Source organism: Mycoplana sp. ABR4_002 (assembly GCF_056159645.1).
In genome coordinates, this window is sequence record NZ_JBSWVO010000001.1 from 483761 (window position 1) to 502459 (window position 18699).

Sequence of the window (18699 nt, forward strand, 5' to 3'; positions counted from 1 at the left end):
TCAGCTCATCTCCGGAAAGACATGCCGGCCGTCCGCTCCGAGCGGCAGCGCCTTTTCCCACAGGACCGCATCGAGCGGGAGCGCGCCATAGAGGTGCGGGAACAGCTGGCCACCGCGCGACGGCTCGTAGACGAGCGTCGATCCCAGCACGGCGCCATCGACTGCGACCAGCAGCAGGTCGGTCTGGCCGGCAAAATGCTTGGCGGCAGTCTCTACCGCTTGGCTCGCGGTGGAGAAATGGATGAAGCCGTCGGCCAGGTCCACCGGCGCACCGTCGAAGCGCCCGGCGATCCGCGCGGACCGCCACAGACTCTCCGGAACAATCTTGTATATAATATCGGGCATCGGTTCTCTCCGCTGCGGTCGGCCGATCGGTTGCTACGGCAAGCGCTTGCCGCATCGTGGCGGCAATGTCCACGGACAAATCGCCGCCGGGAGTGCTTTTCGGGAGGAAGTCGGATGCGCAAGATCATCGCGAGCCTGGCGGTCTCGCTGCCATTGCTGGGGGCGGGCATGGCATTGGCTGCCGAGGGCGCGGGGCGTTACCAGATGGAACGGACGACCGAGGGCTTCGTCCGGCTCGATACCGTTACCGGCGAAATTTCAATCTGCAAGGAGACGTCGGGGCAACTCGCCTGCCGTATGGCGGCGGACGAGCGCGCCGCCTTCGAGCAGGAACTGGACCTGCTTGAAAGGCGGGTCGAGGCACTGGAAAAGGCGCAGCAAGCCGGTCGCTCCGTCGACAAACCGCGCCTGCCGACGGACGAGGAGATTGACCGCACCATGGGCATCATGGAAAGAATGATGCGGCGCTTCATGGACATCGTGAGGTCGCTGGAGGGCGGGGAGGAGACGGCCGAGCCGCCCGCCGAGCAGATGCCGGAGAAGACTTGAGCGGGCGTTGCCGCGACGCCGGCCGGCGATCCGATCATGACCGTGCTCTTGGGAGGGAGCCAGCATGACGACAGGAATGACAATCATCATAGCCGACGACCATCCGCTGTTCAGGGGCGCGTTGAAGCAGGCGCTGCTCGGACCGGAGGGCGAGCCGGTCGTGGTGGAGGCCGGCGACTTCCAGGCGGCGCGCGCAGCGGCCGGGCAAAATCTCAACGCCGACCTGATGCTTCTCGACCTGGCGATGCCGGGCGTCAGCGGGCTTTCCGGACTGATTACGCTGCGCGCCGAGTTCCCGAGTCTGCCGGTCGTCATCGTTTCGGCCAGCGACGACGCCGCTACCGTCCGCCGCGCGCTTGATCTCGGCGCCTCGGGCTTCATCTCCAAGTCAGCGTCGATCGACGAAATCCGCGACGGCATCGCCTCCGTCCTCGAGGGCAACATCTACACGCCGGGCGGCTATGAGCGCGGCATCGAGCCGGACGCCGAGATCAGCGATCTCATCAATCGCCTGCGTACGCTGACGCCGCAGCAGTCGCGCGTGCTGTCGATGCTTGCCGAGGGACTGCTCAACAAGCAGATCGCCTACGAACTCGGTGTCTCCGAGGCGACGATCAAGGCGCACGTCTCGGCCATCCTCCTGAAACTGAACGTCGACAGCCGTACCCAGGCGGTGATCCAGCTCGGCAAGATCGGCGCGACGGCCGTCGTCGTCTAGCGTCGCTATTCCGCCGCCGCCTTGCCGAGATTGGCGAGCCGCGTCAGCCACGCCCGCATCGATGCCGGCCGCACCGGCTTGTTCTGCACGACAACGTTGTTCGCCTCGGCGAGGGCGCGCACCTCGGCCGAGCGGTCGGCCGTGACGAGCAGGCCGGGCAGGTCCCCGCCGCAGGCCTGGCGCACGCGGGCAATGGCCTCGATGCCGGTGCCGTCGCCGAGATGGTAGTCGGCGATGACGGCGTCGGGCGCGTTGGACAGGCTGGAAAGTAGCGCGTCGATGGCGGCGAGCGAGTCGGCGGCGAGGACGTCGCAGCCCCAGCCGGACAAGAGCAGGCGCATGCCCTCGAGGATTTTCGGCTCGTTGTCGATGCAGAGCACACGCAGGCCGCGCAGCGGCTCGCCCGCCGGGACGAGATCCTTCTCCGACGTCTTCCGGGCGATCGCGTTCGCGTCGACCGGAACCCGCACCTTGAAACTCGTGCCTCTTCCCGGCGTCGACTGTAGGTCGACCGGATGACCGAGGACGCGCGAGATGCGGTCGACGATCGACAGGCCGAGCCCGAGGCCCGGCGCCGTGCGGGCGCCTTCGTCCAGGCGGGCGAACTCCTTGAACACGGTGCGGAACTTCGACGACGGGATGCCGATGCCGGAATCGAGGACCTGGATCGAGGCGTGCGGCCCGCGTCGGCGCACGCCCACCAGCACCTTGCCGGTATGCGTATACTTGATCGCATTCGATACGAGGTTCTGGATCAGGCGGCGCAGCAGGTTCGGGTCGCTGCGGACGGCCAGCGAACTCGGCACGATCCGCAGCGACAGGTTCTTCGCCCGTGCCATCGGCGCGAAGTCGGTCTCGATCCGCTTCAGCAGCTCGCCGAGCTGCACGACCTGCAGGCGCGGCTTCATCGCGCCGGTGTCCAGCCGTGAGATGTCGAGCACCGCGCCGAGAATGGTTTCCACCGACTCCAGCGAGGAGTCGATGTTGTGCACCAGGGCCCGGTTGTCGGAATCGCCGAGTCGCTCCACCAGCGAAGAGGAATAGAGCCGCGCCGCATTGAGCGGCTGCAGGATGTCGTGCCCGGCGGCGGCGAAGAAGCGCGTCTTGCCGAGGTTTGCCTCCTCCGCAGCGGCGCGCGCCTCGGCCAGCGCGGTGTTGACGCGCGTGAGTTCGGCGGTGCGCTGGGCGACGCGCTGTTCCAGCGTCTCGTTGGCGAGCTTCAGCGCGCGATCGGCCTCGACGCGCTCGGTAATGTCGGTGACGGTGGCGACGAAGCCCTTGTCCGGCATGGCATTGGACACGACCTCGACGATGCGTCGGCCGCCGGTCAGCACCAGTTGGAAGGGCTGGTCGAAGGTCATCACGCCGTCCAGGATCGCGCGTCGTTCGCTGGCGGCGATATGCCCCTCGGTGACGAGAATGTCGACCATGTCGGCGAGCGCAAAGCCGACCTGGCCGACCTGCTCGGGCAGGTCCAGCAGCTCGCGGAACCGCCTGTTCCAGACCATCAGGTTGTTGGCGCTGTCGAACACGGCGATCCCCTGGTCCATCTGGCCGAGCGCGGTCTGGAGCATGCCCTGGTTGTACTGGAGCGCCTCGCTCGCCTGGTCGAGCAGCCAGCTGGTGTCGGCGGTCGTCTCATCGATCCGCTGCAACGTCAGCGACAGCACGAGGCGTGCGGACGAGGAACCGATGGCGCTGCCGAGGACCTGCTCGGAAAAATGCACCAGCGCGATGTCGGCCGGCGCGGTGTCCTCCAGCCACCGTCCGGCCTGGCGCTCGTAGGTGTGGAAGGAGCGTTCCGTTCGCTCCTCGCCGAGATAAGTGGCGACCGTGCTCTTCAGGTCGCGCACCGTCACCTTCGTCTTGCTGCCGCGGAAGGCGCGCTCGAGCTGGGGACGGGAGCGGATGAAGATGTTGGCCTGCAGTCGCTCGATGTTGGTCGCGCTGCGCGACAACGAGCCGATGACGAAGGCGCCGACATTGACCATCAGCGACAGGACGGAAGCCGCGACCAGCGGATCGGCGTGCTCGCCGGACAGGACGTCCACCCCGGGCAGCAGGAAGCCGAGGATCGCGGAGGCGATGCCGGCATTGTCGCTGACGCCGAGGCTCGGCAGGAACAGCAGGTAGGCCCAGACCACGAGGCCGGAGATCATGCCGGCGATGGCGCCGCGGGCGTTCGCCTGGCGCCACACCAGGCCGCCGATCAGGGCGGGAGCGATCTGCGCCATCGCCGCGAAGGCCAGCAGCCCGATCGAGGCGAGCCCCGCCCCCGAGGTGGAGAAACGATAATAGGCATAGCCGAACAGGAGCACGAAGAAGATCGAAAGCCGGCGGATCCACAGCAGCGTCTTCGTCAGGTCCTCGTGCGGCTCCCCTCGTCCGATCAGGTTGCGCCGCAGCACGACGGGAATGACGATGTCGTTCGAGATCATGATCGACAGCGCCACGCATTCGACGATCACCATCGCGGTCGCCGCCGAGAAGCCGCCGATGAACGAGATCAGCGTCAATGTCGGCTGCCCCTGCGCCAGCGGCAGCGCCAGCACATAGAGGTCGGCGTCGCCAAGCCCCTGGAAGGTGATCACTCCGCCGATCGCGACCGGCAGGACGAACAGGTTGATCGCCAGCAGGTAGAGCGGGAACAGGATGCCGGCCGTGCGCAGCTCTCCGGCGGTGCGGTTCTCGACGACGGTCACGTGGAACTGGCGCGGCAGCATGATGATGGCGAAGGCCGAGAGCAGGATCAGCAGCAGCCAGCGCGCGAGCGGCGTCTCGTTCGACAGCGCCGTCATCACCCGCTCGCTCTCGGCCGCGCGCAGCCAGAGATCGCCGAGTCCGTCGAACATGAAGAAGACGACGTAGATGCCGACGGTCGCGAATGCCAGCAGCTTGACGACCGACTCCATCGAGATCGCCAGGATCAGGCCGTCCTGGTGTTCGGTCGCATCGGTGTGGCGTGTGCCGAAGATGGCGGCGAAACAGGCGAGGAACAGCGACACGATGAGCGGCAGGTCGATGAAGGAATGGGAATCGGCGAAACCGTACTCGTAGAAGTCGACCACGACCTTGACCGAGCTCGACACCGCCTTGAGCTGGAGCGCGATGTAGGGGATGGCGCCGATCAGCGCGATCAGCGCCACGATTGCCGCAACCCCGGGGCTCTTGCCGTAACGGGCGCCGACGAAGTCGGCGACCGAAGTCAGGCGCTCGGACTTCGCAAGGTTGACGATGCGCCGGATCAGCGGCAGGCCGAGCGTGAACATCAGGATCGGGCCGATGTAGATCCCGAAGAACTCCAGCCCCTGGGCGCTGGCGAGGCCGACGCCGCCGAAATAGGTCCAGGAAGTACAATATATCGCAAGGCTGAGGGCATAGACCAACGGCCGGCCGCGCATGGCCGCGTCCGTGTCGCGCGCCTTGCGGTCGCCGTAGGATGCCACCGCGAAGAGCAGCAGCAGATAGGCGAAGGCCGCGGCGAAGATGGTCCAGCCCGGTAGCATGAGCCCTCCGTGGGCGGCGGGGTGGCAGTCCGCCCGACGCCAACCATAGGCCATTCAAACAACGAAGAAAATCGGCGCTACCTTAGCCTTAAGTCCCAAGGCGAAACGATCGCCGCGTACGCGCAAGAGTGGTTCCCCCGTCGCGCAAACTGCATTAGTCTGGTTGTGCCACGCAGCAACAGGAGATTCGCATGCTCAATGAATTCAAGGCGTTCATTGCCCGCGGCAATGTGATGGATCTCGCCGTGGGCGTGATCATTGGCGCTGCCTTCAGCAAGATCGTCGATTCCGTCGTCAACGACCTCGTCATGCCGGTCGTCGGCGCACTGACCGGCGGCGGCTTCGATTTCTCCAACTATTTCCTGCCGCTTTCCTCGAATGTCACGGCGAGCTCGCTCAATGCCGCGCGCGAGCAGGGCGCCGTTTTCGCCTACGGCAGCTTCATCACGGTCCTGATCAACTTCCTGATCCTGGCCTGGATCATTTTCCTCATGATCAAGCTCGTGAACCGGGTGCGCGCCAGCGTCGAGAAGGAACAGGAAGCGCAGGCCGCGCCGCCGCCGGAAGACGTCAAGCTGTTGACGGAAATCCGGGACCTGTTGAAGACGCGACCGTCGGCCTGACGTCCGACAGGATATTTGCGCGATTGCTCGCATCAAGAAAATCAATCGGACCGTCAGATAAACTGGCGTGATCGCGCCGGGGAAAGCAGATAGAACGGGCTCCGGAACGGGTGGCGCGCAGGCAGGGCCGCCCGTCAACGGAGACACGATGGACATTCTCAGCAGTCTCAGCCCGCGCGCCCGGCAGGCGCCGGAAAGCGGCATTGTCGAAGTGGTGAACTACGCGCGCGGGCGCGAGGGCCTGATTCCGCTCTGGGTCGGCGAGGGGGACCTGCCCACCCCCTCCTTCATCTCCGATGCCGCTATGGAGGCGCTGCGGGCCGGCGAGACCTTCTATACCTGGCAGCGCGGCATCCCCGAGTTGCGGCAGGCATTGTCGCGCTACTACGGGCGGCAGTTCGGACATGCGCTCCCGCCCGAGCATTTCTATGTCGTCGGCTCGGGCATGCAGGCGATCCAGCTTGCGCTGCAGGCGCTGGCCTCGCCTGGCGACGAGGTGGTCTATCTGAGTCCGGCCTGGCCGAATTTCGCCGCCGCCGCGGAGATTGCGGGCGTGGCTCCGCTCGCCGTTCCGCTTCGGTTCGTCGGTGGAGGATGGCAGCTCGATCTGGAGCGGGTGGAGGCTGCGATCACGCCGCGCACGAAGGCGCTGTTCATCAACACGCCGTCCAATCCGACCGGCTGGACAGCGACCCATGACGATCTGCGCGCCATCCTCGAGATCGCCCGCCGTCGCGGCCTCTGGGTCATGGCCGACGAGATCTATGCGCTCTACCACTATGCCGGCGGCCGGGCGCCGTCGTTTCTCGACGTCATGGATGAGGACGACCGGATCGTCTTCGTCAATTCGTTCTCGAAGAACTGGTCGATGACAGGCTGGCGCGTCGGCTGGATCGTCGCCCCGCCCGCGATGGGGCAACTGATCGAAAATCTCGTCCAGTACTCGACGTCCGGGGTGGCGCAGTTCATGCAAAAGGGGGCGATCGCGGCGCTCGATGCCGGCGACGCCTTCGTCCGCGCCAACATCGACAAGGCGACGCGGTCGCGCGCGCTGCTTTGCGAGGCGCTGATCGCCACCAACCGCGTCGAGACGCTGAAGCCGGACGGCGCCATCTACGCCTTTCTGAAGATAGACGGCGTGGAGGATGTGCGCAGGACGGCCCTCGACATCGTCGACAAGACCGGGGTCGGCCTCGCGCCGGGCACGGCGTTCGGCGAGGGCGGCGCATTGTTCATGCGCGCCTGCTTCCTGCGCGACCCGGCGCAGGTGAGCGAGGCGGCGGAGCGTCTGTCGCGCTATATCGCCGGACTCTAACGATCTGCGTCATTGTTTCTTCACCCTCGTCGCGTTCATATGCCCGGCGTTGAAACAGATTCGGAGATCACCGCATGGCGGTATTGGTAACGGGCGGAGCGGGTTACATCGGCTCCCATATGGTCTGGGCGCTGTGCGACGCCGGCGAGGAGGTGGTCGTGGTCGATCGGCTCTCCACCGGCTTCCGCTGGGCGATCGCACCCGAAGCGCGCTTCTACGAGGGCGACATCGCCGATCGGGCCCTGCTGGATCGAATCTTCGCCGAGAACGCCGTCGATGCCGTCATCCATTTCGCCGGCTCGATCATCGTGCCGGAATCGGTGGCCGACCCGCTCGCCTACTATGAGAACAACACCGTCAAGTCACGCGCGCTGATCGCCGCGGCGGTGGCGGCGAAGGTCCCGCACTTCGTCTTCTCGTCGACGGCGGCGGTCTACGGCACGCCCGAGACGGCCGATCCCGTCGATGAGACCGCGCCCCTGCGGCCCGAATCGCCCTACGGGTCGTCGAAGCTGATGACGGAGATCATGCTGCGCGACACCGCACTCGCGCACGACTTCACCTACACGGCGCTGCGCTACTTCAACGTCGCCGGTGCCGATCCGCGCGGGCGCACGGGGCAGTCGACGCGGGGGGCGACGCATCTGATCAAGGTCGCCTCGGAAGCCGCGCTCGGCAAGCGCGACGGGATGGACGTGTTCGGTACCGACTACCCGACGCCGGACGGCACCTGCGTGCGCGACTACATCCACGTCAGCGACCTCGCCAACGCGCATCTGAAGGCATTGGAGCGCATGCGCGCCGGTGGCGGGTCGATCGTCGCCAACTGCGGCTACGGCCGCGGCTTCTCCGTGCTCGAGGTGCTGAGCCGGGTGAAGGAAGTTTCGGGGATCGACTTTCCGGTGCGGGTCGCCGGGCGGCGACCGGGTGATGCGGTGTCGATCGTCGCCAATCCGGCGATCGCAATGAAGGAGCTGAACTGGCAACCGCAACACGACGATCTCGCCTTCATCGTGCGCACGGCGCTCGATTGGGAGGACCACCTCAGCCGCCGTAACCAGGTCTGAATCGCCGCCGGCTCGGCTATTCCCCGAGCCGGTCCGCCTCGTAGTCGATCGCATGCCGGATCAGCCGGCTCCAAAGCTCGTCGTAGAAGGATTCGTCCAGCCCGTGGCGTCGCGCGTTGTCGCGGGCGTGGGCACGCACCTCCTCGACCCGTTCGGGGATGTCGGCCTTGAGGCCGAGTTCGGCCTTGATTTCGGCGGCGCGACCGATGAAGGCCCAGCGCTCGGCGAACAACTGCATCAAGGCGCGGTCTATGCGATCGATGTTCGCGCGGATGTCTGCCATGGTCCGGCATTCGGCTGCAGTGTCGGGCATTTCCCTCTCCGCTTCTGTCAGGTGCGCCGGCGCATCGGCGCGGCGGTTGCGGATGGCTCTAACAAAGCCTGTGCGGAGAAGAAAGGTGAAAGCCGCCCTCTGGCGGCGCTGTGCCACATAGGGACCGCACGGAAGACAGGGAGGGTGCGGTCCTGTTCCTGTTTTCGGCGGTCCCGTATGCTGGCCAAGGAGAACCTAGAACACGAAGCTTGAGTGAGGCTTAAATTACCAAGCGCTGATAGGTTGCATCCAGGCAATCAGGGCTTACCTAGGGTGAGGCGAGGTGAGCGCGCCGGTTCTGCTGGTGGCCGCTGTCGCCGCGATTTGGGGCATGGGCGATCAGGCACCGAGTGCAAGCTTGATCACCAGGCCGACCAGCGCAACCGCGGCCACGCCCGCGGACCACAGCCCCAGGAACCACAGCAGCCTGCGCATTGCTTCACCTGCCATCAGTGGTAACCCTCTCCGGGGTCGACCTTGCCGCGGAACACCCAGTAGGCATAGCCCGTATAGGCCAGGATGATCGGCACGAGCACGACCGCGCCGACGATCAGGAAGGCGAGGCTTTCATTCGGGGCGGCCGCCTCCCAGATCGTGACGGAGGTCGGCACGATATAGGGATAGAAGCTGATGCCGATGCCGATGAAGCCCAGCAGGAAAAGGACCAGCGAGGCAAGGAATGGCTGACGATCGTGCCTGCTGTTCAGCCCGTGCAGGATCAGCACGAAGCAGCCGAGCACGAGCAGGGGGACGACGATGCTGAAGCCGACCGTCGGCCATCCGAACCAGCGATCGAGATAGGCCGGCTCGAGAAACGGCGTCCACAGGCTGAAGACGCCCATGGCGACCAGCGTACCGATGGCGGCACGCCGCGCGAACAGGCGGGCGCGCTCGGCGAGGTCGCCACTGGTCTTCATGACCAGCCAGGTCGAACCGAGCAGCGCGTAGCCGATCACGAGGGCAATGCCGGTCGCCACGGAAAACGGTGTGAGCCAATCCCACCAGCCGCCGACATAGGCGCGGTTCTCGACCGGAATTCCTTGCACGAGCGCCCCGAGCGCGATCCCTTGCGAGAACGCCGCCGTCAGCGATCCGCCGGCGAAGGCGCCGTTCCAGAGGAACTCGGCGCGCCGCGTGCGCCAGCGATATTCGAAGGCGACGCCGCGGAAGATCAGTCCCAGCAGCATGGCGATGAGCGGGATATAGAGCGCCGGCAGGATAGTGGCGTAGGCGAGCGGGAACACTGCCATCAGCCCGCCGCCGCCCAGCACCAGCCAGGTCTCGTTCCCGTCCCAGACGGGGGCAACCGAGTTCATCATGATGTCCCGGTCGTGCTTTTCCGGAAAGAATGGGAAAAGGATGCCGACGCCGAGGTCGAAACCGTCGAGGATGACATAGGCCAGCACGGCGAAGGCGATGATGGCGGCCCATAGGAACGGCAGGTCGATGGTCATGAGGCGGCTCCGAGGGGCTATTCGGGAATGGCGGGCGCCGGCGTGATCCCGGCCGAGCGGATCGGACCTGCCTCCAGTTCCGGCGGATCGCGCGGCAGGCGCCCCATCAGCCGCAGGATGTAGAAGGTGCCGGCGCCGAACACGAGGAAGTAGACGACGATGAAGGCGATCAGCGAGGTCGCGACGGCCGGCCCATCCACCGGCGAGATCGACTGCGCCGTCATGAGGTGGCCGTAGACGGTGTAGGGTTGCCGGCCGACCTCCGTGGTGATCCAGCCGCAGAGGACGGCGACGAAGCCGGCGGGCCCCATCAGGACGGCGGCGCGGTGCAGCCAGCGGTCCGAAGCGAGCCGGCCGCGCCAGCGACACCAGAGCGACCAGGCACCGAGGCCGAGCATGGCAAAGCCGATCGCCACCATGATGCGGAACGACCAGAAGACGATGGCGACCGGCGGTTCGAGTTCGTCGGGAACGGTGTCGAGCCCGGCCAGCGGGGCGTCCAGGCTGTGCTTGAGGATCAGGCTCGAGAGCTTGGGGATCTCGATGGCGTAGTCGACGCGCTTCTCGGCCTGGTTGGGAATTCCGAACAGGATCAGCGGCGCTCCGTCCGGATGGCTGTCGAAATGGCCCTCCATGGCCATCACCTTGGCCGGCTGGTGCTCCAGCGTGTTCAGGCCATGGGCGTCGCCGACGAAGATCTGGACCGGCGCCACGATCGCTGCCATCCACATGGCCATCGAGAACATGGTGCCCGCCCGCCTCGGCGCGGTGTTCCGGATCAGGTGCAGGGCGCCGACCGCGCCGACGACGAAGGCGGTGGTGAGATAGGCGGCCAGCACCATGTGCGCGAGCCTGTAGGGGAAGGACGGATTGAAGATCACCGCCCACCAGTCCGTCGGCACGAACTGCCCATCGGCGTTGATAGTGAAGCCGGCCGGGGTCTGCATCCAGGAGTTTGCCGAAAGGATCCAGGTCGCCGAAATCAGCGTTCCCAGTGCGACCATGCAGGTGGCGGTGAAATGTAGACCCGGACCGACCCGGTTCAGGCCGAACAGCATGATTCCCAGGAACCCCGCCTCGAGGAAGAAGGCAGTGAGCACCTCATAGCCCATCAGCGGCCCGATGACCGGGCCGGTCTTGTCGGAAAAGACGGCCCAGTTCGTGCCGAATTGGTAGGACATGACGATACCGGAGACGACGCCCATGGCAAAGGCGAGGGCGAAAATCGTCTTCCAGAAGTTGAAGAGTTCGAGATAGACCTCGTCCTTCTTCCACAGCCACAGGCCGTTCAGCACCGCCAGGTAGCTGGCGAGGCCAATCGAGAAGGCCGGGAAGATGATATGGAAGGACACCGTGAAGGCGAACTGGAAACGGGCAAGCAGAGCGGCGTCGAACATCAAGCGTCCTTCCTCGGCCGGCGTGGTCCGGTCGGCGAAAAAGCGGTGCCGCGTCCTTTGCGGCACGCCGAAGAATGGCGGGAAAGGTCGGCAAACGTCAATTCGCTTGGGAACGTCAGGTTGTCACACTGCGACGCTTTCGCGCGCGCGACAGACGGTCTCACCGGTCGAGGTGGGCCGCTGGTCGTTTGTGGTGCGGTCGTACCTACTTCAGCGGCATCTGCCGTGTGCCGCGGTCATGGCGGTCGGCGCAGCGCGCGTCGGCCCTGGGGACGTCGCAGGGCGCCTTGCGTACAGAACCGGTCTCGATGCGGTCCACGTCGTCTCCCGGCCATTCGTCGACCTGAACGAAGTGGGGCAGGCCGAAGCTGTCCGGGAAGGCGGCGGCGGCGGTAGCCGACAGTACCAGCGTGGTGCATGCGATAACGAGTATCTTCATCTGCAGGCCCTCGGTGCGTTAGTGTGCCGCTGTGTGTCCTCGCGTCCGACGGGCATAATAAAGCGTTAACGACGTTATGTTAAGGATTGCTAATGAATAATCCGGCTTTCGTCACGGCGGCGCAAGCCGCATCCGGGCGAAGGGGACGGCGATAGCCATGCGTGCGGAAACCGAGCCGGCGGGGCTGAATGCTCCATGGGGCTCGGATCGCGATTGCTTGCGGTCAGGCGTCGCCGTTATGACCGCCGCCGCTGGCGGCCACACCGGGAACACATGCTTCTTCAAGCGGTCAGTTCTGGCGGGTGCCTTCTTCAAGCGGCTTGGCCGAAGGATCGACGCAGCGCCGAACCGTCTTGACGCCAAACTTGCAATCCTGAGGCTCGACCGAACCGGTGACGGTCTGGTCGATCATGCTTTCATTGGACGCAATGATGGGATCGCCGAACCTGGCGCGATCGAAATTTCCGCTAACTGCAAATGCACCAGTGGCTGAAAAGACCAGGACAGTGATCGATACAATGAATGTCTTCATGGTGAAGTCCTTTGATTGCGGGGAACATCGGACATCCTCGTGCAGCAACGAATCATATGGGGCAGAGCCCGCCCATGCAAAGTGGTGTGTCAAACGATAAATCGTCACGATTTGTTGATTGCCGGCGCATGGCGGGGCCGCGCCGGCCCGCCCCGCCCGCGAGCGCCTGCCCGGCCTACGCCAATCGGCTGTTCTGGCCGTGTGCGCGGCACCAATTGGGAGCATCCGCCGTGGCGCTGGCGGTTCGTGCACCTCAAAAGCAAAGGCAACGCATCCCTTTGCGCCGCCCCCAGAAATGATGTGCCTCTAACCCGGTTCAGGCGGGCCTGAGATAGGTCTCGGCGAGTTCGGTCCAGAAGGCGGCGCCGATGGGAAGCAGGTCATCGTTGAAGTTGAAGCCGGGGTGGTGCAGCGGCCGGTCCTTGTCGGAGACCCGCGCTCCGAGAAAGAAATAGCTGCCGGGCCGCTCCTTCAGCATGTAGGCGAAGTCTTCGCTACCCATCATCGGACGGGCGAGATCGACCACCTTGTCCTTCCCGGCGAAGCGGGTGGCGAGATCGCGCAAGAAGTCGGTCTCTGCGCTGTGGTTGATGGTGGCATCGTAGCTGCGCAGGTAGTCGACCGTCGCGGTCATGTCGTAGCTCTCGGCCTGTCGCTCGGCGATCAGGCGGATGCGGCGCTCCAGTTCGTCGCGCACGGCCGGGTCGAAGGAGCGGATGCCGAGGACGATCTCGGCGCGTTCGGGAATGATGTTGCTGGCCGAGCCGCCATGGAACGAGCCGACCGTGACCACCGTCGGGTCGAGCGGGTGGATGTTGCGCGACACGACCGTCTGCAGCGCCATCACGATCGAGGCACCGGCGACGATCGGATCGGCAGTCTCTTGCGGCTCGGCGCCGTGACCGCCGCGGCCGTTGACGGTGATGCGCGCCTCGTCCACCGCCGCCATGATCGGCCCCTCGCGCAGGGCGAACTGCCCGAATGGGATACCGGGGTCGTTGTGCAGGGCGAATACCGCGTCACAGGGGAAGCGGTCGAACAACCCCTCCTCGACCATGATCCGTGCTCCGCCGAAGTTCTCCTCGGCCGGCTGGAAGATCAGGTGGACGGTGCCGTCGAAGTTCCGCCTTTCGGCGATGGCGCGCGCCGCTCCGAGCAGCATGGCCGTGTGGCCGTCGTGGCCGCAGGCATGCATCAGCCCGGGCGTCTTGCTGGCATAGGCCAGGCCCGTCTCCTCATGGATCGGTAGTGCGTCGATGTCGGCGCGGATGCCGACCGACTTGTGGCTTGTGCCGTTCGAAAGCGTGGCGACGAGGCCGGTCCTGGCAAGCCCGCGGGTCACCTTGTAGCCGTAGCCCTCGAGATGCCGCGCAATCACATCGGAGGTGCGCAGCTCCTCCAGCCCGAGTTCCGGATGGGCGTGCAGGTCGTGGCGGATGGCGACCAACTCCGGCATGGAGTTGGCGAGGGAGGCGCGAATGGTCATGTCAGGCACCACGGGTAGGGATTTTGTTTTCGAGATAGCGGAAGGCCACGACCAGGATTGCGGTCAGGCACAGATAGATCAGCGCGAGCAGCAGCAGCGGCTCGTAGGTCAGGTAGGTCATCTGACGGATCTTGGAAATCACGGCATAGACGTCGATGACGGTGATGGTGGCGACCAGCGGTGTGGACTTCAGCTGCAGCACCGTCTCGCCATTGAGCGTCGGCAGGGCGCGGTGGATGGCGCGTGGCAGCCAGACGCGGCGAAACACCTTCCACGGGCTCATGCCGTAGGCCCGGGCCGCCTCGAGTTCCCCCCGCGGCACGCCCGCGAACGCCCCGCGCATCACCTCGCCCTCATAGGCGGCGAAGGAGATCGTCAGCGCGGCGACGCCGTACGGCCAGGCCTCGCGCAGATAGGGCCAGAGGAAGGATTCGCGAATGGCCGGGAACTGTGGAAACAGCGAACCGAGCCCGTAGTAGAGCAGCCAGAGCTGCAGCAGCAGCGGTGTGCCGCGGATGACGGTGCAGAAGCCCTGGGCCAGCATCTTCAGCGGCCATGGGCCGGTCACCTGCGCCAGACCGATCGGCACGGCGAGGAGGAAGCCCAGCGCGCAGGTGCTGAACAGCATCAGCAGCGTCACGCCAACGCCGTGGGTGAGCCGGCCGGCGTATTCCGGCACCCAGTCCCAGCGCATGAACCAGACGGCGCTGAACACCAGCGCTGCCGCGATTGCGATCAGCACGAGGCGATGCGGCTGGAGGATGCTCTTGCGCGTCGGCAACTCGGTGAGCGCCATCGCCTCGATCGTGTTGCCCTCGCTCGTCATGCCGCCGCCATGCCGCGCCGCGCCCGGCTTTCGATGATGCGGATGATCACGTTCGAGATCAGCGTCAGCGCCAGGTAGAGGGCGCCGGCCGCGCAGAAGAACAACAGGTAGGCCTTGGTGCTCCCCGCCGCCTGCCGCGTCACCAGCGTCAGTTCGCTGAAGCCGACCACCGCCAGCAGCGCGGTATCCTTCGTCGCGATCAGCCAGAGATTGGAGAGCCCCGGGATCGCATGCGGCAGCATGGCGGGAAGCGTGACCCGTCGCATGATCTTGAGGGGAGACATGCCGAAGGCGCGGGCAGCCTCGATCTGCCCGGCCGGCACGGCCTTGATCGCCCCGCGCAGCACCTCGGTTGAATAGGCCCCTTGCACGACCCCGATGACGAAGATGCCGGCCGCGAGCCCGCTGATGTCGACGGGATCGAGCCCGATCGCCGCCATCAACTGGTTCAAGAGGTCTGTTCCCGCATAGTAGAGGAGCAGGATCAGGACGAGTTCGGGGATCGCCCGGACGAGCGTCGTGTAGATTTCCAGGAGGTCCTTCAGCACGGGTCCGCCATAGAGCTTGCCGAAGGCGCCCCCGGTTCCGAGCACGAGGCCGAGCGCATAGCCGCCGACCGCGATCTTGATCGAGTTGAGAAGGCCGGCGAGCAGCACGCCGCCCCAGCCGGGCGGTTCGAGCGCCAGCAGGCTCCAGTCGATCAAGGTTCCGGGGTCAGCAGCCATGAAGTGTCCGAGTCGGTTGGAAAGGCAGCCGGCGGGATTCCCGCCGGCCGGTCATGCGGTCGCTCAGCCGCCGTAGATGTCGAAGTCGAAGTACTTCTTGGAGAAGGTGTCGTAGCTGCCGTTCTCGCGGATGGCCTTGATCGCGGCGTTGACCTTGTCCTTCAATTCGGTATCGCCCTTGCGCAGGCCGACGCCGACGCCGGCGCCGAGGATCTCCGGGTCGTCCTTCACGATGCCCTTGAGTTCGCAGCAGTCCTTGCCCTGGTCGGTCTTGAGGAACGCATCGAGCGCGATGGAATCGGCCTGGACGGCGTCGACGCGGCCGGCGGCGAGGTCGTTGTTGGCCTCGTCCTGGGTCTGGTATTCCTTGATCGTCGCGCCGGCTTCGCCGAAATACTTGTTGGCGTAGACCTGATGGACCGTCGCGACCTGCACGCCGATCGTCTTGCCCTTGAGGCTCTCGGGGCTGGCGTCGAAGTCAGCGCCCTTCGGGCCGATCACGCCGGTCGGGGTGTTGTAGTACTTGTCCGAGAAGTCGATCGTTTTCAGCCGCTCGCCGGTAATCGACATCGAGCCGACGATCATGTCGATCTTGTTGCTGGTGAGCGCCGGGATGATGCCGTCCCACGCTACAGGGGTGATCACGCAGTCGAGCTTGGCCTCGTCGCAGATCGCCTTCATGAAATCCACTTCCCAGCCTTCCCAGTTGCCCGAGGCATCCGGAGAGGTGAAGGGTGGGTAGGGTTCGGCGGCGAACCCGACCTTGACCTGGTCTGCCAGGGCGCCGCTGACGGCGGAAAGGCCGATGGCGGCGGCAAGGGCGATCGTCTTCAGTGCAGTCTTCATGTTCTTCCCTCTGTTGGTTTTTTTACTTTCAGTGGATCGAGCTGATGAATTTCTTCAACCGCTCCGATTTCGGGGCGCCGAAGATCTCTTCCGGCGGGCCTTGCTCCTCGATGACGCCGTTGGCGAGGAACACGATGTGGTTGGCGACGTTGCGGGCGAACTTCATCTCGTGCGTCACCAGGATCATGGTCCGCTTTTCCTGCGCCAGGTCGCCGATCACGCCCAGCACCTCGCCGACGAGCTCCGGATCGAGTGCCGAGGTCGGTTCGTCGAACAGCATCACGTGCGGCTGGACAGCGAGCGCGCGGGCAATCGCCGCCCGCTGTTGCTGGCCGCCAGACAGAAAGGCAGGAAAGGCATCCCTCTTTTCGTGAAGTCCGACGCGGCGCAGCAGCGCTTCGGCGCGCTCGACTGCCTCGGCCCTGGCGACGCCGAGCACGTGCACCGGGGCCTCGATGACGTTTTCGAGGATGGTCATGTGCTGCCAGAGATTGAAGTTCTGGAAAACCATGCCGAGGCGGGAGCGGATGCGCTGCACCTGACGCCGGTCGGCTGGCGTCAGGCCGCCGTGGCCGTCCTTCTTCATGGCGATCGTCTCGCCATGGATCGTCACGCTGCCCGCGCTCGGCAGCTCGAGCATGTTGATGCAGCGCAGGAATGTCGACTTGCCCGAGCCGGAGCCACCGATGATGGCGATCACGTCGCCTTCGTGTGCGGTGAGGGAAACTCCCTTGAGGACCTCGAGTGGCCCGAAGCGCTTGTGCAGGTTGTCAACTGCGATTGCCTCGGCGCGATCCGTCATCGGACAGCCTTCTGCGACGTGCGGCAGAACACAGCAATTCTCATGCCCTGAAGTTCCCCTTTGTCTTTATCGCAGACGCCCTTCGGGTGCCTGCCTTTGTCGCGCGGGCATCTTCGGCCCGTCACGTCTTTCCATTGACAGCATCGTTGCACTTGTGGCGTAATTGTTCAAGCGTATAATAACGCCGCTGCCGATTTTTCGGCCGTCCCCGCCAAAAGAGCGTTTTCCTTCAAAGGAGTAGTTGATGCCCGCGTTCGGTTCACAGGAAATGTCGGCCCCCTTGCTGCGCGTGCTGATGCGCCGGCCCGGACCCAGCCTCGTTGCGGCCGATCCGGCGGAGTGGCATTACGGCCCGACTTTCGACGGGCAGAAGGCGGTGCGCCAGTATGCCGAGTTCGCGCGGCTGGTGGAGAAGGCGGGAGCCGAGATCATCTGGTTGGAGGATCGTGGCGACGGGCTCGCCGACGCCATGTTCACGCACGATCCGTCGCTGATGTCCGACCATGGCGCCATCATCCTGCGCATGGGCAAGCCGCTGCGGGTGAACGAAAGCGAACTGCACGAGAGGGCCTATGCCGAGCGCCAGATTCCGATCCTCGGCCGAATCGAGGCGCCCGGTACCGTCGAAGGCGGCGACTGCATCTGGCTGGACGCCGGGACGCTGGTCGTCGGTCGCGGCGTCCGCACCAACCAGGATGGCATCGAGCAACTGACGCGGATGCTCGCACCCCACGGCATATCGGTGCTGGCCTACGACCTGCCGCTCTGGCAGGGGGAGGCGGCCTGCCTGCACCTGATGAGCGTGATCAGCCCGCTCGCCGGCGACCTGGCGCTGGTCTTCGCGCCCTTGCTGCCGGCTGCGTTCTACCAGCTGTTGAAGCAGCGCGGGATCCGTCTCATCGAGGCTCCGGCCGATGAGTTCCATGCCAGCAACGGGCTGTCGCTAAACGTGCTGCCGACGCGGCCGAACGAGGTGATCATGGTTGCCGGCTTCCCGAAGACGAAGGCGGCCATGGAGGCGGCCGGCTGCGCGGTCGAGACCTTCGAGGCGGATGCGCTGTGCATCGCCTGCGAGGGCGGGCCGACCTGCCTGACGCGACCGGTGCTGCGGCGGGCGGCATGAGCCGACGGCCGTTCCATCGCGCTCCGGAGAGCGAACGTCGCCACGACCTGATCGAGGCGACGCTCGATTGCATTGCCGAGAGCGGCTTGCAGGGCGCGACGGTGCGGCAGATCGCCATCAGGGCCGGCGTGACGGCCGGGCTGATCCGCCACTACTTCGCCTCCAAGGAACACATCCTGCAGGAGGCCTATCGCGTGCTGATCTCGCGGCTGACCGAGAAGGCCGAGCGGGTGACGGGAGACCCGGAGCAGCGGCTGCGCGCCTTCATCGTCATCAACCTGACCGAGCCGGTGGCAAACAGCGGCAGCCTGTCGCTCTGGGCCTCGTTCATCAGCCGCGTCAGCGTCGATCCGGAACTCGCCGCGATCCATCGCGAGGGTTACCTCGGCTTCCGCAATGCACTGGAGGCGCTGCTGGCGGATTTTCTCGCGGCGAAGGGCGAGGACGCCAGTCCGGCTCGCTGCCGTTCCCTTGCCATCGCCATCAACGGCCTGCTCGACGGCCTGTGGCTGGAAGGGTGCCTTGCAGGTGAACTGTTCGAGGAGAGCGAACTGGTATCGATCGCGCTGTCCTCGATCGAAAATTTGATCGGTCTGCCGATCCGCGCATCGGCGACGAACGGGGTGTGAACAG

The 18699-nt window shown here is 65.5% G+C and carries 19 protein-coding genes; 7 read left to right on the forward strand and 12 right to left on the reverse strand.

What is annotated here, in order from left to right:
- Positions 1-345 carry a DUF952 domain-containing protein gene (locus ACXAGF_RS02310; protein WP_475014223.1) on the reverse strand — a complete coding sequence of 115 codons (345 nt, stop codon included), beginning with the start codon at positions 343-345 and terminating at the stop codon, positions 1-3.
- A 114-nt stretch (positions 346-459) separates the two neighbouring features.
- On the opposite strand from ACXAGF_RS02310, the gene ACXAGF_RS02315 reads away from it, so the two are divergent.
- Together ACXAGF_RS02315 and ACXAGF_RS02320 are read left to right on the forward strand one after the other, a co-directional pair.
- Entirely contained in the window at positions 460-894 is a 435-nt protein-coding gene (locus ACXAGF_RS02315) for a hypothetical protein (RefSeq protein ID WP_475014225.1), read from the forward strand.
- Positions 895-970: 76 nt separating this feature from the next.
- Entirely contained in the window at positions 971-1612 is a 642-nt protein-coding gene (locus tag ACXAGF_RS02320; protein WP_475014227.1) for a response regulator transcription factor, read from the forward strand.
- Positions 1613-1617: 5 nt separating this feature from the next.
- Here the strand turns inward: ACXAGF_RS02320 and ACXAGF_RS02325 are convergent, their stop codons facing one another.
- Complete coding sequence (locus ACXAGF_RS02325) at positions 1618-5118, reverse strand: NahK/ErcS family hybrid sensor histidine kinase/response regulator (RefSeq protein WP_475014228.1); 3501 nt, start codon at positions 5116-5118, stop codon at positions 1618-1620.
- Between the two features lie 191 nt (positions 5119-5309).
- Between ACXAGF_RS02325 and mscL the strand changes: the two genes are divergently transcribed.
- From mscL to galE, 3 genes are all read left to right on the forward strand, one after another.
- A complete protein-coding gene (gene mscL / locus ACXAGF_RS02330; RefSeq protein ID WP_475014230.1) occupies positions 5310-5741 on the forward strand; it encodes a large conductance mechanosensitive channel protein MscL in 432 nt (143 codons plus the stop codon).
- Positions 5742-5889: 148 nt separating this feature from the next.
- Positions 5890-7056 (forward strand): pyridoxal phosphate-dependent aminotransferase, encoded by a 1167-nt coding sequence (locus tag ACXAGF_RS02335; protein WP_475014232.1) that lies wholly within the window; start codon positions 5890-5892, stop codon positions 7054-7056.
- A gap of 74 nt (positions 7057-7130) precedes the next feature.
- Positions 7131-8123 carry a UDP-glucose 4-epimerase GalE gene (galE, locus tag ACXAGF_RS02340; RefSeq protein WP_475014234.1) on the forward strand — a complete coding sequence of 331 codons (993 nt, stop codon included), beginning with the start codon at positions 7131-7133 and terminating at the stop codon, positions 8121-8123.
- 16 nt (positions 8124-8139) lie between these two features.
- On the opposite strand, the gene ACXAGF_RS02345 is transcribed toward galE, so the two are convergent.
- From ACXAGF_RS02345 to ACXAGF_RS02390, 10 genes are all read right to left on the reverse strand, one after another.
- On the reverse strand, positions 8140-8436 hold the full coding sequence (locus tag ACXAGF_RS02345) for a chorismate mutase family protein (protein ID WP_475014236.1): 297 nt from the start codon (positions 8434-8436) through the stop codon (positions 8140-8142).
- Between the two features lie 449 nt (positions 8437-8885).
- The gene (cydB, locus tag ACXAGF_RS02350) at positions 8886-9890 is read right to left on the reverse strand and encodes a cytochrome d ubiquinol oxidase subunit II (RefSeq protein WP_475014238.1); all 1005 of its coding nucleotides are present in this window, start codon (positions 9888-9890) and stop codon (positions 8886-8888) included.
- 17 nt (positions 9891-9907) lie between these two features.
- Complete coding sequence (locus ACXAGF_RS02355; protein ID WP_475014240.1) at positions 9908-11287, reverse strand: cytochrome ubiquinol oxidase subunit I; 1380 nt, start codon at positions 11285-11287, stop codon at positions 9908-9910.
- A gap of 205 nt (positions 11288-11492) precedes the next feature.
- Entirely contained in the window at positions 11493-11726 is a 234-nt protein-coding gene (locus ACXAGF_RS02360) for a hypothetical protein (RefSeq protein WP_475014241.1), read from the reverse strand.
- A 289-nt stretch (positions 11727-12015) separates the two neighbouring features.
- Entirely contained in the window at positions 12016-12258 is a 243-nt protein-coding gene (locus tag ACXAGF_RS02365) for a hypothetical protein (RefSeq protein ID WP_475014243.1), read from the reverse strand.
- Between the two features lie 316 nt (positions 12259-12574).
- Positions 12575-13744, reverse strand: coding sequence for a M20 aminoacylase family protein (locus ACXAGF_RS02370; protein WP_475014244.1), 1170 nt, complete (start codon positions 13742-13744; stop codon positions 12575-12577).
- A gap of 1 nt (position 13745) precedes the next feature.
- On the reverse strand, positions 13746-14570 hold the full coding sequence (locus ACXAGF_RS02375) for an ABC transporter permease (protein ID WP_475014246.1): 825 nt from the start codon (positions 14568-14570) through the stop codon (positions 13746-13748).
- Positions 14567-15295 carry an ABC transporter permease gene (locus ACXAGF_RS02380; RefSeq protein ID WP_475014248.1) on the reverse strand — a complete coding sequence of 243 codons (729 nt, stop codon included), beginning with the start codon at positions 15293-15295 and terminating at the stop codon, positions 14567-14569. The genes ACXAGF_RS02375 and ACXAGF_RS02380 overlap by 4 nt, the downstream gene beginning before the upstream one ends.
- A gap of 63 nt (positions 15296-15358) precedes the next feature.
- Positions 15359-16141 (reverse strand): transporter substrate-binding domain-containing protein, encoded by a 783-nt coding sequence (locus ACXAGF_RS02385; protein ID WP_475014250.1) that lies wholly within the window; start codon positions 16139-16141, stop codon positions 15359-15361.
- A gap of 28 nt (positions 16142-16169) precedes the next feature.
- The gene (locus tag ACXAGF_RS02390) at positions 16170-16943 is read right to left on the reverse strand and encodes an ABC transporter ATP-binding protein (RefSeq protein WP_475014252.1); all 774 of its coding nucleotides are present in this window, start codon (positions 16941-16943) and stop codon (positions 16170-16172) included.
- A 244-nt stretch (positions 16944-17187) separates the two neighbouring features.
- On the opposite strand from ACXAGF_RS02390, the gene ACXAGF_RS02395 reads away from it, so the two are divergent.
- Positions 17188-18066 (forward strand): dimethylarginine dimethylaminohydrolase family protein, encoded by an 879-nt coding sequence (locus ACXAGF_RS02395; protein WP_475014254.1) that lies wholly within the window; start codon positions 17188-17190, stop codon positions 18064-18066.
- Positions 18063-18695: a TetR family transcriptional regulator C-terminal domain-containing protein gene (locus ACXAGF_RS02400; protein WP_475014256.1), complete on the forward strand. Its 633-nt coding sequence runs from the start codon at positions 18063-18065 to the stop codon at positions 18693-18695. The genes ACXAGF_RS02395 and ACXAGF_RS02400 overlap by 4 nt, the downstream gene beginning before the upstream one ends.
- Positions 18696-18699: the final 4 nt, after the last annotated feature.